The sequence below is a fragment of the Burkholderia sp. NLJ2 genome (assembly GCF_049487195.1).
Classification (GTDB): domain Bacteria; phylum Pseudomonadota; class Gammaproteobacteria; order Burkholderiales; family Burkholderiaceae; genus Burkholderia; species Burkholderia pyrrocinia.
In genome coordinates this window covers 1,516,714-1,530,665 of record NZ_CP137810.1, presented here as the reverse complement: position 1 = coordinate 1,530,665, position 13,952 = coordinate 1,516,714, and the positions used below count along the sequence as shown (strand labels likewise).

Sequence of the window (13,952 nt, the reverse complement as noted above, 5' to 3'; positions counted from 1 at the left end):
TCGCCACACATTCGCTTCACACCGGCTTCAATCGCCCTTCACCGGGCCCGCTCATGCTGACCGTATCTTCCACTCCGGTACCCGTCGGCAATGAATCGAGTCCTGTTGTTCAAGTCCGTGATCACCGCGTTTCTCGCGCTGTCGATCCTGATCCCGCTGCACATGGTCCAAAGCATCGTGCAGGAACGCGCCGAGTATCGCCAGAGCGCATTGCAGAGCATCTGGGCGAGCTACGCGGGGCCGCAGACGGTGACGGGGCCGGTGCTCGTCGTGCATTACACGGAAGTCACGCGCGTGCGCGACGATACGAAGGCCGGCGGCGCGGCGAAAACGAGCCTGAAAAGCGAGGCGAAGCGCCTGCTCGTGTTTCCGAAGACGCTGAATGTCGACGGCACGCTCAAGGTCGAGGTGCGCTATCGCGGTATCCACAAGGCGCTCGTGTACGGGCTGGACAGCCGGCTGACGGGCACGCTGGCGCTGCCGGACCTGAAGAAGCTGCCGCAGGCCGACGGCCATGTGAGCTTCGCGGTCGACAGCGCGTATGTCGCGATCGGCATCGGCGACATTCGCGGGCTGAAGGCGCAGCCCGACCTGCGCGTCGGCGGCAAGCGGTTCGACGTGGAGCAGGGCACGCGGCTGGACAGCCTGCGCCAGGGCGTGCACGCGAATATCGACCTCGCGGCGCTGGCGGACGCAAACGCCGGGGCCGTCGTGCCGTTCAGCGTCGACCTGCCGCTGGCGGGCGCGGAATCCGTCGCGTTCGCACCGGTGGCCGACCAGAACGATTTCTCGCTGACTTCGACGTGGCCGCATCCGAGCTTCGGCGGCGCGTTCCTGCCGGGCGAGCGAACGATCGATGCGCAGGGTTTCGCCAGCAACTGGCACGTGACGTCGTTCAACACGAAGGCACGCGAGCAGGTCGCGACCGGCAACGGGGAAGGCGCGATCGAGATGGCGTCGGTGTCGGTGATCGAACCCGTGAACGTCTATCTGCAGGCCGAACGCGCGACGAAGTACGGCGCGCTGTTCGTGATGCTCACGTTCGCGAGCTTCTTCATGTACGAACTCGTGAAGCGGCTGCGCATTCACCCGATCCAGTACCTGCTGGTCGGCCTGTCGCTCGCGCTGTTCTTCCTGCTGCTGCTGAGCCTGTCCGAGCACATCGCGTTCGGTTATGCGTATCTCGCGGCGAGCGGCGCTTGCATCGGGCTGCTCGGCTTCTACCTGTCGTTCGTACTGCACAGCGTGAAGCGCGGTGCGACGTTCGCGGCGCTGCTCGCGATGCTGTACGCGGCGCTCTACGGGCTGCTGCTGTCGGAGGACAACGCGCTGATGCTCGGTTCGCTGCTGCTGTTCGCGATCCTCGCCGGCATCATGACGCTCACGCGCCGCATCGACTGGTATGCGCTCGGCGCCGCGTGGCAGCCGCTGGCCGACAAGTCGGGCACGGATGCCGTGAAGCCGGGCGTGCCGGCGAAGTAAGTGCGCGGGATCGCGTGCGCTGCTGGCCGGGGGTGCCCCGGCCGGCGCGCAACGCCGCGCGGAACGGCCGCGATTCACGCTTGAGGCGAAGGTCGGCGAAACCGCGCCAGCGGAATTTCGGCGACGGCCGTGATCTCGATCAGCGGATCCGGATGGTAGAGACGCTCGACCTGAACGGTCGTCGTCACGGGATAGGGCTCGGCGAAGCAGGCCTTGCGGATATCGCCGGCCTGCATGAACGCATCGATGTCGGTCGCGTAGTGGACCAGCGAGATCACATCGCGCACCTGCGGACGGATGTGACGCTGCCGGGCAGGCCGGGCGGCATCCACTTATACTGGTGGACGTTCCTCGTCATTCGATCTTCGCCGTGCCCACGCCTGCCCCCACCGATCCGTCCGCCGACGATCCCCGTCCGACCCCGCCCGAACAGCCTGAACTGGAAGACTGCTGCAACAGCGGCTGCTCACCGTGCGTTTTCGATCTGTATGACGACGCGCTCGCGCGCTATCGCATCGAACTGGCCGAGTGGGAAGCGCGGCACGCGCAACGCAAACAACACCGGTGAGCCGGATGCCGGCGAGCGGCCGCGCATTCGCCGTTCCCGCTTCGGGTCCTGCCTGCGGTGCGATCGCCGTCCCGCGTCACGCGCCCGCATGCAGCCGCCGATGCAGCGGCCCGAGTGCCGTCGATAGCGCGATGCACGCAAGCAATACGACCGTCAGCGTGAACATCGACGTCCGGAACCCCTGCACGTAGTCCACCGCGGCCGGATGCATGCCGAGCCGCGCGAAGAACACGCCGCCGATCGTCGCGGCGCCGACGGCCGCGCCGATCTGCAGCATCGCGCTGACCATGCCTGACGCGACGCCCGCGCGGGCCGCGTCGACTTCCGCGAGCACGATCCGCACGACCGACGGCAGCACGAGCCCTTGCCCGATGCCGATCGCCGCGATGCCTGCGTAGAAGCCGGGCCCGGGCGCGCCTTCGCGGGCGAGCGCGGCGGCGGTCGCGACGCCGGCCGCGAGCATGACGAAGCCGAGCGTCAGCACGCGATGACCGCCGAACCGGCCGACGAGGCGCGGCATCAGCAGCGGGCTAGCGAGAAAGCCGAGCCCGAGCGGCAGGATCGCGAACCCGGACGCGAGCGGCGACCAGTTCAGGCAGCCCTGCAGATAGATCCCGTAGCTCAGGAAGAACGCGCTCAGCGTGTAGAACAGGAACGCGAGCAAGAGCCCGAGCGCGACGACCGGGTTGCGGAACAGGCGCACGTCGAGCAGCGGATCGCGGCCGCGGGCGAGCCTGCGCGCTTCGACCACCAGCAGCGCGCCGAGCATCGGCAGCGCGCCGACGACGCACGCGATCATCCACAGCGGCCAGCCGGCCTCGCGGCCCTGCGTGAGTGGATACACGAGCATCAGCAGGAACAGCGACATCAGCACGGTGCCCGGCACGTCGATGCGCTGGCCGCGCGGCGGCCGGTTTTCCGGGATGAAGCGCCAGCTTCCGACCAGCGCGAGGATGCCGATCGGCAGATTGACCAGGAAGATCGCGCGCCAGCCGAGCCCGAACGGATGCAGGCTGATCAGTGCGCCGCCGCCGAGCTGGCCGATCACGGCCGCGAGGCCGAACGCGAACCCGTAGAAGCCCATCACGCGCACCTGTTCCTGCGGGCTGAACACGCTGCGGATCGTCGCGAGCACCTGCGGCGCGAGGATCGCCGCGAACAGGCCCTGCAGCACGCGGCCGCCGACGAGCACCGCACCGCTGCCGGCGAGCCCGCACAGCGTCGACGCGAGCACGAAGCCGGCCATGCCCAGCATGAACATGCGCTTGCGGCCGTACAGGTCGCCGAGGCGGCCGCCCGTGATCTGCACGACCGCGCTCGCGCATGCATAGGCCGACACGACGAGCTGGAGTTCGGCCGGGCGCGCACCGATGCCGTCGCGGATGGCCGGCAGCGCGAGATTCACGATGAAGTAGTCGAGCGGCGGCAGAATGGCGCCGACCAGCAGGACCACGAGCGCCCAGCCGTGATGGCTGCGCGGCGTCGCCGCGGCAGCCGCGCCGGCCGGCGCGCAGGGGGCAAGGGTGGGGTTCGTCATGAACGAAGGGTCCGAAGAGAATGAGGGCCGTATGCGCGAGCGGTGCAGGCCGGCCATTGACCCCGTATTCTGGGTGCGGTAGATGAATCGGAAAAGCGGGAAAGAGTGGTAGCATCCATCGGATTATTCGATGGATGGAGGATGGCGATGCGCGGTTTCGACCTGGACCAGTTACGCACTTTTGCGGCGGTCGCGGATGCCGGCAGCCTGACGGCCGCCGCGCCGCTGCTGCACCTGTCGCAGTCGACGGTCAGCGAGCAGGTGCGCAAGCTCGAAGTGCGTGCCGGCGTGCCGCTGTTCGTGCGCAGCAAGCGCGGCGTCGAGCCGACGCCGGCCGGCACGCGGTTGCTGCAGCACGCACGGCGCATCGTCGCGCTGAACGAGGCCGCGTTCGACGAGCTGCGCGGGCAGGCGATCAAGGGTGAGCTGCGTGTCGCGATCACCGACTACTACCGGACGAACGAAGTCGCGGGCATGCTGGCGCGGTTGCGGGAGTGCTACCCGCAACTGAGTCTGCACGTGAGCGCGATGAAGAGCGCGGACATCGAGGCGGCGCACGCGAGGGGGCAGATCGATCTCGGCGTCGTGATGCATCTGTCGAGCGGGCCGTTCCGGCCGGCGTCGGCCGATACGCGCTGGGTGTTGCGGCGCGAGCCGCTGTCGTGGGTCGCATCGCCGGCGCTCGCCGAGCAGTTGCCCGAGCCGTTGCCGCTCGTGCTGCTGCCGGACGACTGCATGATGCATCAGATCGCGGTGCGCTCGCTCGACGAACAGCACACGCCGTACGTGCTCGTGCACAGCGCGTCGGGCGTCGCGGGGCTGCAGTCGATGCTCGCGGCGGGGCTCGGTGTCGGCTGTCTCTGCGCGTCGGCGGTCGGCGACGGCATGATGCGGCTCGGCGCGAAATACCGTCTGCCGCCGCTGCCCGACGCGGTGTTTTCGCTGACGCCGCCGATGCCGGGCGAACGCGAGACCGTCACGCAGGCGCGCGAGGTGCTGTCGCGGCAATTGCTGATGTAAAAACGCGCCGCGCGACACGCAGCGGCGCGCATTCGAGAGCAGCAGTAGGGGGCCTACGCATGAACGACGAACTGAAACGCCAGATGGCCGACAGGCTGCAGGACGCGCTGGAGCGGGTGGTCGACGAGCGCTCGCTGATCCATTTCCTGCGCGTGCTCGGCCATGACTGGAACACGGAGCGGCAGCTCGAGGCCGACCTGCCGCCGTCGCCTTACGCGCGCGCCGCACTCGGCTGGGAAAACCGCTCGATCGGCGAGTACCTGGAGGCAATGGTCGAGTGGGCCGAAGCGTCGGAGGAAGGGCTGCGCTTCTACGACGTGCCCGACAATCCGTGGCGGCGCATGGCGGACATCCTGTTCGCCGGGAAAATCTACGAGTAGTCCCGTCCGGGCGATTCGCGCATGCCGCTGCGTGCCTTCTACTCGGCGGCTTCTCCGTCGGCATACGCACGCAGCCCGTCCGCCAGCGCATCGAACACGGCCCGGCAGCGCGGGCTCGTCCGCAGGTCCTCGTGCATCACGATCCAGGTTTCCAGCTTCATCGCGGGCCCGTCCGGCAGCACGCGCACGAGCCGCGCGTCGCGTTGCGCGAGCCCCGTCTGGCAGAAGCCGATGCCGTAGCCCGCGCGGATCATCGCGAGTTGCGCGAGGTTGCTGTCGGTGCGCAGCGCGAACGCATCGCGATTCCACAGCGGCATTCCGCGCCCCGCCGAGCGGATGAACGGCGTGACGGTATCGAAGCCGATCAGCGCGTGATGCGCGAGTTCGTCGACCGTCGCGGGCGTACCGTTGCGCGCCACGTAGTCGTCGCGTGCATACATCCCGACTTCGATCGCGCCGACGCGCCGCGCGACGAGCGCGTCCTGCGCAGGCGGCGCCATTCGCACCGCGATGTCGGCTTCGCGGTTCAGCACGTCCTGGATGCGGTCGGTCGGCACCAGTTCGATGACGAGCCCCGGATGGTCGCGCCGCAATTGCGCGAGCATGGGCGGCAGCACCTCGACGGCGATCACGTCGCTGGCCGAAATCCGCACGGTGCCGCGCACGCCGGCGCCGTGGCTCGCGGCCGCGCGCTCGAACGCGGCCGCCGCGCTGCGCAGCGCCTCCGCATGGCCGCGCAGCGCGAGTGCCGCCTCGGTCGGCAGCAGGCCCGACGGCGAGCGCGTGAACAGCGTCTGGCCGAAGGCGGCTTCGAGCGCTGCAACGTGGCGGCCGGCCGTCGGCTGCGTGATGCCGAGCGCGCGCGCCGCGCCGGACAACGAGCCTTCCGTCAGCACCGCGAGGAAGGTGCGGTAGCGTTCCCAGTTCAGATCGGTGGTCATGCATAAATGTATAGCTGATCTGCTGGGTTAGGCAATTCCTTGTTAGCCGTTGGCACGCCAGAATGCATCTCACGACGGTTCATTCAAGGAGAGCGGTTATGACGACGAACGCAGGCGGGACGCAACGACAGGCACTCGTGCTCGGCGCGAGCGGCGGGATTGGCGGGGAAGTCGCGCGGCAGTTGCGCGATGCCGGCTGGCAGGTGCGCGCGCTCAAGCGCGGGCTCGATGCCGATGTCGTGGAGCGTGACGGGATGACGTGGATACGCGGCGATGCGCTGGATCGCGAGGCGGTGGTGCGGGCCGCGCGTGGCTGCAGCGTGATCGTGCACGCAGTGAACCCGCCCGGCTACCGGAACTGGCCGACGCAGGTGCTGCCGATGATCGACAACACGATCGCGGCCGCGACGGTGGCGCAGGCGACCGTCGTGCTGCCCGGCACGGTCTACAACTACGGCGCCGACGCGTTTCCGGTGCTGCGCGAAGACGCGCCGCAGCATCCGACGACCCGCAAGGGCGCGATCCGTGTCGAACTGGAGCGGCGGCTGCAGGAAGCGACCGCGCAGGGCGTTCGGACAATCATCGTGCGCGCGGGCGATTTCTTCGGAGTGCGTGCCGGCAACAACTGGTTTGCGCAGGGGCTGATCAAGGCCGGGCGGCCCGTGTCGACCATCAGCGTGCCGGGGCGGCCGGGCGTTGGCCATCAGTGGGCGTATCTGCCGGACGTCGCGCGCACGATGGTCGAGCTGATCGAGCGGCGCGACACGCTGGAGCCGTTTGCGCGCTTTCATCTCGGCGGGCATTGGGATGCGGACGGCACGCAGATGGCCGAGGCCATCTGTCGCGTCGCGCAGCGGCACGGGATGCGACCGGCGGTGCGGCGCTTTCCGTGGTGGCTCGTGTGGGCCGCGGCGCCGTTCGTCACGACGCTGCGCGAGATGCTGGAGATGCGCTACCTGTGGCGCGAGCCGCTCCGGATGGACAACGCACGGGTGACGGCGGTGCTCGGCCGCGAGCCGTTGACGCCGCTCGATACGGCAGTGGAGGCGACGCTGGCGGGGCTGGGGTGTCTCAAGTGAGCCAGGGCCCGTGCCACGGCTACGCCCGGGCACGGGAAAGCGTCATCGCGAATTGAAGAACGCCGGGACAACAATTCTCCACATACCCGCGCGCGTCCGATGCGCATCATGTCGGTCAACACCGAAAATGCGAAAACGGGGGGGCGATGTGGTATTTCGGATGGAAAATGTCGGTTGCGGGAGCAATCATGTTCACATTGAGTGGATGTACCAACCTGGCAGATGTGCTGTCCTGCGTCAACTCGCAGTTCAACTTCCCGGACTACCACTGCTTTGAGTCGTACAGGTAGGAACAGGCGCGACGACTGAAAGCCGCCGCGCCCGCGTCCCGTGCGGTTTCCCGCTGTCCGTTACGCTACGACCGGCAACACCTCGACCGCATACCGGTGCCGAATGCTGCGCCCGAGCACCGGGTCGTGCAGTTCCATCTCGAATGCGTCGCCGTCGCCCATTGCCGCGATCGCGCCGTGCACGGCGACGGTGCCGCCATACATCGCGCAGCGCGCGGGCATCGTGCGACGGTCGTCGAAGCGTTGCCACAGCGCGGCAGGCGCGAGCAGGCCGCTGACCGCACCGTGCTGGTACGCAACCCGTTCGCCGCCACGCGCGATCAACCACGAGCGCATCTCGATCGCATCCCAGTGATCGGCGACTTCCGCATGAAGCCACGCATCGCACCCGAGCGGTTTCGCGCACACCTGCTTCGACACCGCGACGCCGTACGCCTCGACTTCGCGATCCGTATGATCGGAGCCGACCGTGACCAGCGTGCCGGCCGGGCTGTCGACCAGTACGCATTCGATCTCGCCGCCCGAGCGTGCGCCGAGTACGCCGATCGACGGCGCCTGCGTCAGCAGTGCGGACGACACGCGATAGAAGCATGGCGTGGTCGACGGCGGCGCGACGCCGAGCGCCGCGAGTTCGTCGATGTGCGCGCGGATCGCTGCCGGATCGCGGCCGGCCCAGCCGGCAATCACGACGCGCTCGATCTCGACGTCGACGGCGGCCGGCGCGCGTTGCAGGGAAATCACGTTGAACGACAGGGCTTGCATGCGGATATCCGTTTGAAGTGCGAAGGAATGAATCGGCTGCGGCGACGCTCAATCCGCGAGCGGCCGGTGCGCGGTCTCGCGCGCGGCGACGAGTGCGATCGACGTGACGACGAGCGCTGCGGTGACGTACAGCGACACGGCGGTGGTCGTACCCGTTTGCCGGAACAGCGTGGCGATCACGAGCGGCGCGAAGCCGCCGCCGACGATGCCGGCGAGCGTGTAGGCCAGCGACGAACCCGCATAGCGCACGCGCGTCGGGAACTGTTCGGTCACGAACGCGCCCTGCGGGCCATACATCACCGCATGGATCACGAGACCGATCGCGACGGCCGCGACGATCGCGCCGGGGCGTGCCGAATCGAGCAGCACGAAGAACGCGAACGCCCACACGATGCCGGCGATCGCGCCGGCGAGATACACGGGGCGGCGGCCGAAGCGGTCCGACAGCGCGCCGAAGAACGGCACCGCGAGCGCGTTGCAGGCCGTGCCGACCATCACGGCCGTCAGCGCGACGGGGCGCGACAGGTGCAGCACGGTCGTCACGTAGGTCAGCGTGAACACGACGATCAGCGCATACAGCACGTCCGAGCCGATCCGCGCGCCGCCCGCGATCAGCAGGCGCCGCCAGTGGACCTTCAGCACGTCGGCGACGGGCACCTCGGCGGTCGCGTGCGATTCGGCGAGCTGCTCGAACTGCGGCGTTTCGTCGACGCCGCGCCGCAGCCAGAAGCCGAACACGACGAGCAGCGCGCTGGCCGCGAACGGCACGCGCCAGCCCCACGACAGGAAGTTCGCGGACGTGGTCGACAGCGTCACGAGCGCGATGCAGCCGGTGCCGAGCAGCGTGCCGAACGACGGGCCCATCTGCGTCCACGACGCGGACAGCCCGCGCCGGTTCTGGTCGCCATGCTCGACCGACAGCAGCACCGCGCCGGCCCATTCGCCGCCGAGCGCGACGCCCTGCACGAAGCGCAGCGCGACGAGCAGGATCGGGCTGAGGATGCCGGCCTGCGCATAGGTCGGCAGCGCACCCATCAGCGCGGTCGTCACGCCCATCAGCACGAGCGTGAGCATCAGCACCGCGCGGCGGCCGATGCGGTCGCCGAGATTGCCGAACACGAAACCGCCGAGCGGGCGCGACACGTAGCCGACCGCATAGGTCGAGAACGCGAGGATCGTGCCGGCCAGCGGATCGACCGACGGGAAGAACAGGTGGTTGAAGACGAGCGCGGCGAGCGTGTTGTAGATCGTGAAGTCGTACCACTCGAGCGACGTGCCGATCATGCTCGCGGTCGCGAGTCGGCTGTTGCGGACGCGGCGGGGCGCGTGGACGGCGGGCTGGGCGAGAGTGCTCATGGTATCGGGCATGTCGTGACGGAGAACGGGATCAGGCGCGGGGCCGACGCGTCGGCCGCGTGCGGAAGCAGCGCGGCCGGCGTCGGCGTTCAGGCAGGCAGTGCGGCGGCGGCCGGTTCCGCATCGGTGGCGCGGCGCGCAACCGGCAGCGGCGCGGCGGCGCGCCACAGCAGGTCGAAGGTGCGCACGTCGTCGTGCCCGGCGAGCGCGGCGGCCACGCGGCGCGTCGCTGCCGCGTCGCTGCCTTCGATCAGCACGAGCGCATCGGCGGCCGGGCGGGCGGCTGCATCTGCGCCGATCGGCGCGGACAGGTCGGGCGCGGTGCGGAAGAGCCGCGCGGCGTGGATGCCGGGTTCCTGCAGTGCGGCGTCGAAGCGCTCGCGTAGTGGCGGCACGTCGATGCGCTCCGGCGGCAGCACGAACAGCGCGAGATGCGCACCTTCGCCGTCGCCGGCTTCGATCGCCAGTTCGCCGACGCGCCGCTGCGTGCCCGTCATCCGTTCGAAGTTCGCGAGCGACCACGCGGTCTGTTGCGTGAACGCGCGCCGGTATGCGTCGCTACGGAACACGTCGAGTGCGTCCGTCACGTACAGCGCGAGGTATTGACGCGGGCCGCCGTCGGTCGCGCGAAAGCGCCGTGCGTGCGTGAAGCCGGGAATCGCGACACGTTCCTGCATGTGCTCGCGGTCGTACCACGCGTTGAAATCGGCTTCGTGCGCGGGGTCGATATCCGTCCAGACGCAAAGCTGGCCGTGCGGAAGGGAAAGGCGGGTCATCGCGGGGTTCCTCGTGACGGGGAGAGGTCAGGAACCGCAGTTTCCCGAAGACGGGCCGCGCCCGTCCAACAAGAAAACAAATTCGCGGTGAACAGGTTTTCTTATGAGCGGCGCGGGCGGCGTTTTGCCGGGGCGGCGGCGGGCGGCGCGGATGGTGTCGTGCGCTTTGCTGTTGTCTTCGTATGTGTCTTTGTTTTGGCCACAGTACGGGCGCGCGATGCGTCGACGGGTTCGGGGCTGGCCGGTGCGGCCGGCTTCGCGACGCTCGCGGCGGCGGCCATCGCGCGTGCGACTTCGCTTGCCAGTTCCGCGATGCGCGCGGCGACCGGCAGGCCCTGGCTGCGGTACGTCGCGACGAGCGGCAGCGCGGGGAATTCGGGCTCGACGTCGAGCAGTTCGAGCGCGCCTTCGTGCAGCTCGCGCCCGATGATCGCGGGCGGCAGCGCGGCCACGCCGAGGCCGTCGGCGACGAGGCGGATCATCGCGGCGACCGACGTGATGCAGTTGATGCTGGCCGGCCGCTCGACCGCTGCGAACAACCGCTCGATCGTCGCGTGCGGCCCCGAGTGGCGCGAGAAGCTGATGATCGGGAATTCCGCGAGGCGCGCGACGTCGAGCGGCTGGCCGCCGAGCCCGAGGCGCGGGCTTGCGGCCCAGCGCACCGGGAATTCGCACAGCGGCAGGTTGGTGAAGTCGGGGCCCGGCACCGGGTCGGTCTGCAGGATCAGGTCGACGCCGTCGGTGCTGAGCAGGCGGATCAGGTGCAGCGTCGTGTCGCTCGTGATCTCGACGTCGAGCCGCGGATAGCGCTCGCGCAGTTGCGCCATCAGCGCCGGGAACCAGCTATGCACGATCGATTCGATCACGCCGATGCGGATCAGGCCGGCATCGCTCGCTGCGTCGATGTCACGCCGCATTTCGCCGTCGAGCCGCACGATCCGCTCTGCATAGGCCAGCATGCGCCGGCCCGCGGGCGTGAGCGTGGCCGAGCGCGTGTTGCGGTCGAACAGGCGCACGTCGAAGGCCTCTTCGAGCGACGCGATGCGGCTCGACACGGCGGCTTGTGTCGTGTGCAGTTTTTCGGCGGTCAGCCGGAAGTTTTCCAGCTTCGCGAGCCAGACGAAGGTTTCAAGAAACCGGATGTTCATCGACGTTCGATCGGTAAGGCGGTGCCGGGGCAGGCGGCGGGATCGGTCGATGGTAGCGGATTTTCGGGGCGGGAAACGAGCGGACGGTGCGGTGAGCGTGCCGTTGCAGGCGTCGGGACGGGCGGCAGAGTGCCGGAGGACGTGTGCGGCACACCGCCCGCAGCGACGCGTCGCGCGGGCGGCGTATTCCCGCGCATCAAAGCTTGTCGAACGCGAGTGTCGGCACGTCGACGACCATCGCACCGCCGTCCGCGACGAGCGTCGCACCGGTCACGAACGATGCATCCGGCGACGCGAGGAACGCGCAGACGGCCGCGATTTCGTCCGGATCGGCCGCGCGCCGCAGCGGCACGTCGGCGCTGACGCGTGCGTACGCACCGTCGAGCGTGTCGCCGTGCGCGGCCATCAGCGGTTCCATTTCAGCGTCGGCCATCGGCGTGCGGACCCAGCCCGGACAGACGGCGTTTGCCCGCACGCCGTGCGGGCCGTAGTCGCGCGCGAGCGACCGCGCGAGCCCGAGCAGCGCGTGCTTGCCGACTGTGTAGCCGCACACGCCGGGCCCGGCCGCGAGCGCCGCGATCGACGCGACCAGCACGATGCTGCCGCGCTGCGCAATCAGGTCGGGCACGCACGCACGCGCGCTGACGAATGCGGTGTCGAGGTTTGCGTGCATCGCGTCGCGCCACTGCGCGTCGTCGGTTTCGTCCGCGCGGCCGACGCCGTGGCCGCCCGCGCATGCGACGAGCGCGTCGACGCGGCCGAAGCGTTCGGCGATCCGCGGCAGGAAGCCGGCCCAGTCGGCGGTGCGCGCGGCGTCGCCGGCGAGCGCGAGGCCGCCCGTTTCGGCGGCCAGCGCGTCGAGCGGCGCCTGACGCCGCCCGATCAGCACGACGCGGTCGCCGCGACTGGCGAAGCGGCGCGCGCACGCGGCGCCGATGCCGGTGCCCGCGCCGGTGATCGCGATCGTGCGGGGTTGCGGGTGCGTCATGTCGTTCTCCGGAAGGGTGTCGTTTCCGGTCACTTTATGCGGCGCCGGCAAACGCCGGTATCAGCCGAAAGGATGAACGCGGACGGCGTCCGCCCGGCAGGAACAGGCGTGGCCCATTTTGCAAAAGCTGACGATGTCCGGCGCCGAATCGCTCTATCCTCCACATTTTTGGGATAAGTCACGAAAGCCCGGCAAAATAGCGCGGGCGAGCGCGTGCATCGATGCGCAGCGCATCGGCCGGCCGATTCCGGCGTGCGTGCGGAGCGGCGGGCCGGCGATATCGGTGCGAGCATGCGCCCGATGCGCAGGCATCGTGTCTGCCGATGGATCGTGTCGCCACGGCGTGTCTTCCGGTTGCGCGCTGGCGCGGCCGGACCATCGACAAGAACAGGGAGGGCCGGTTATGAGGCTGGACGACGAAAGAGAAAGCATGAACGTCGAGGATCGCCGCGGCGCCGGCGGTTTCGGTGGCGGACGCGGCGCGACGATCGGCATCGGCACGATCGTGGTCGCGCTGGCCGCGTCGTATTTCTTCGGGATCGACCCGCGCGTGGTGCTCGAAGGCGCGTCGGCGCTGCAGGGCCGCCAGCAGCAGGCGCAGCCTGCGCCGACGCAACGCCAGGGCGCGCCGGCGAACGATCCGGGCTCGGTGTTTACGCGCAAGGTGCTCGGCAATATCGAGCGCACGTGGACGGGCGTGTTCAACACGCAGCTGCATGCGCAGTACGAGCCGCCGAAGCTCGTGATGTTCACGAACTCGACACCGACCGCATGCGGCACGGGCCAGACGGCGATGGGGCCGTTCTACTGTCCGGCCGACCGCAAGGTCTATATCGATCTCGGCTTCTACGACGAACTGCGCAAGCGCTTCGGTGCGGGCGGCGATTTCGCGCAGGCTTACGTGATCGCGCACGAAGTCGGCCATCACGTGCAGAACCTGCTCGGCATTTCCGACAAGGTCGACGCCGCGCGCAGGCGTTCGAGCCAGGCGCGCTCGAACGCGCTGTCGGTGCGGATGGAACTGCAGGCCGATTGCTTCGCCGGCGTGTGGGCGAACAATGCGCAGCGTGCGAACCAGCGGCTGATGGAACCCGGCGATTTCGAACAGGGGCTGAAGGCGGCGGCCGCGATCGGCGACGATCGGCTGCAGCAGCAAGGGCAGGGTTATGTCGTGCCGGAAAGCTTTACGCACGGCAGCAGCGACCAGCGCGTGTATTGGCTGCGGCGCGGGATGGAGGCGGGCGAGGTGAGCGCCTGCGACACGTTCGCCGCGAACGCGCGCTGACAGAGGGCGCGCAACGTCGCGCCCGTGTCGGCTGGGCCGAACCGCCGAACCGCCGAACTGCCGAACTGCCGAACTGCCGAACTGCCGAACTGCCGAACTGCCGAACTGCCGAACTGCCGAACTGCCGAACTGCCGAACTGCCGAACTGCCGAACTGCCGAACTGCCGAACTGCCGAACTGCCGAACTGCCGAACTGCCGAACTGCCGAACTGCCGAACTGCCGAACTGCCGAACTGCCGAACTGCCAACCCGGCCGGCCACACCGGCTGAACCGGGACGATTTGCCGATTTGTGCTCACCGGCGCTTTTCGGCGCCGGTAGGCTGGCCCGAACTTCGACG

The 13,952-nt window shown here is 69.1% G+C and carries 13 protein-coding genes and 1 pseudogene; 6 read left to right on the top strand and 8 right to left on the bottom strand.

Features of this window, described 5'->3' with window-relative positions:
- Nucleotides 1-90: 90 nt before the first annotated feature.
- Nucleotides 91-1,482, top strand: a complete 1,392-nt coding sequence (creD, locus tag R9B84_RS29185) for a cell envelope integrity protein CreD (RefSeq protein ID WP_423763421.1) — start codon at nucleotides 91-93, stop codon at nucleotides 1,480-1,482.
- Nucleotides 1,483-1,556: 74 nt separating this feature from the next.
- On the opposite strand, the pseudogene R9B84_RS29180 reads toward creD, so the two are convergent.
- Nucleotides 1,557-1,772: pseudogene (locus R9B84_RS29180) on the bottom strand (RidA family protein); the annotation flags it as partial.
- An 80-nt stretch (nucleotides 1,773-1,852) separates the two neighbouring features.
- On the opposite strand from R9B84_RS29180, the gene R9B84_RS29175 reads away from it, so the two are divergent.
- Nucleotides 1,853-2,050: an oxidoreductase-like domain-containing protein gene (locus R9B84_RS29175; RefSeq protein ID WP_423763420.1), complete on the top strand. Its 198-nt coding sequence runs from the start codon at nucleotides 1,853-1,855 to the stop codon at nucleotides 2,048-2,050.
- 76 nt (nucleotides 2,051-2,126) lie between these two features.
- Here the strand turns inward: R9B84_RS29175 and R9B84_RS29170 are convergent, their stop codons facing one another.
- Complete coding sequence (locus tag R9B84_RS29170; RefSeq protein WP_423763419.1) at nucleotides 2,127-3,587, bottom strand: MFS transporter; 1,461 nt, start codon at nucleotides 3,585-3,587, stop codon at nucleotides 2,127-2,129.
- Between the two features lie 147 nt (nucleotides 3,588-3,734).
- On the opposite strand from R9B84_RS29170, the gene R9B84_RS29165 reads away from it, so the two are divergent.
- Both R9B84_RS29165 and R9B84_RS29160 read left to right on the top strand, forming a co-directional pair.
- Nucleotides 3,735-4,607: a LysR family transcriptional regulator gene (locus R9B84_RS29165; RefSeq protein WP_423763418.1), complete on the top strand. Its 873-nt coding sequence runs from the start codon at nucleotides 3,735-3,737 to the stop codon at nucleotides 4,605-4,607.
- Between the two features lie 59 nt (nucleotides 4,608-4,666).
- The gene (locus R9B84_RS29160; protein ID WP_423763417.1) at nucleotides 4,667-4,987 is read left to right on the top strand and encodes a DUF7660 family protein; all 321 of its coding nucleotides are present in this window, start codon (nucleotides 4,667-4,669) and stop codon (nucleotides 4,985-4,987) included.
- Nucleotides 4,988-5,025: 38 nt separating this feature from the next.
- Here the strand turns inward: R9B84_RS29160 and R9B84_RS29155 are convergent, their stop codons facing one another.
- Nucleotides 5,026-5,928, bottom strand: coding sequence for a LysR family transcriptional regulator (locus R9B84_RS29155; protein ID WP_423763416.1), 903 nt, complete (start codon nucleotides 5,926-5,928; stop codon nucleotides 5,026-5,028).
- A 98-nt stretch (nucleotides 5,929-6,026) separates the two neighbouring features.
- Here R9B84_RS29155 and R9B84_RS29150 point away from each other — a divergent pair, with 98 nt between their 5' ends.
- Nucleotides 6,027-7,007, top strand: a complete 981-nt coding sequence (locus R9B84_RS29150) for an NAD-dependent epimerase/dehydratase family protein (protein ID WP_423763415.1) — start codon at nucleotides 6,027-6,029, stop codon at nucleotides 7,005-7,007.
- Between the two features lie 350 nt (nucleotides 7,008-7,357).
- On the opposite strand, the gene R9B84_RS29145 is transcribed toward R9B84_RS29150, so the two are convergent.
- From R9B84_RS29145 to R9B84_RS29125, 5 genes are all read right to left on the bottom strand, one after another.
- Nucleotides 7,358-8,059, bottom strand: coding sequence for a DUF2848 domain-containing protein (locus tag R9B84_RS29145; RefSeq protein ID WP_423763414.1), 702 nt, complete (start codon nucleotides 8,057-8,059; stop codon nucleotides 7,358-7,360).
- A 48-nt stretch (nucleotides 8,060-8,107) separates the two neighbouring features.
- Nucleotides 8,108-9,427, bottom strand: coding sequence for an MFS transporter (locus R9B84_RS29140; protein WP_423763413.1), 1,320 nt, complete (start codon nucleotides 9,425-9,427; stop codon nucleotides 8,108-8,110).
- 77 nt (nucleotides 9,428-9,504) lie between these two features.
- The gene (locus tag R9B84_RS29135; protein ID WP_423763412.1) at nucleotides 9,505-10,191 is read right to left on the bottom strand and encodes a hypothetical protein; all 687 of its coding nucleotides are present in this window, start codon (nucleotides 10,189-10,191) and stop codon (nucleotides 9,505-9,507) included.
- A gap of 101 nt (nucleotides 10,192-10,292) precedes the next feature.
- Complete coding sequence (locus R9B84_RS29130; RefSeq protein ID WP_423763411.1) at nucleotides 10,293-11,339, bottom strand: LysR family transcriptional regulator; 1,047 nt, start codon at nucleotides 11,337-11,339, stop codon at nucleotides 10,293-10,295.
- Between the two features lie 196 nt (nucleotides 11,340-11,535).
- Complete coding sequence (locus R9B84_RS29125) at nucleotides 11,536-12,327, bottom strand: SDR family NAD(P)-dependent oxidoreductase (RefSeq protein ID WP_423763410.1); 792 nt, start codon at nucleotides 12,325-12,327, stop codon at nucleotides 11,536-11,538.
- 403 nt (nucleotides 12,328-12,730) lie between these two features.
- Between R9B84_RS29125 and ypfJ the strand changes: the two genes are divergently transcribed.
- Nucleotides 12,731-13,612 (top strand): KPN_02809 family neutral zinc metallopeptidase, encoded by an 882-nt coding sequence (gene ypfJ / locus R9B84_RS29120; RefSeq protein WP_423763409.1) that lies wholly within the window; start codon nucleotides 12,731-12,733, stop codon nucleotides 13,610-13,612.
- Nucleotides 13,613-13,952 lie beyond the last annotated feature (340 nt).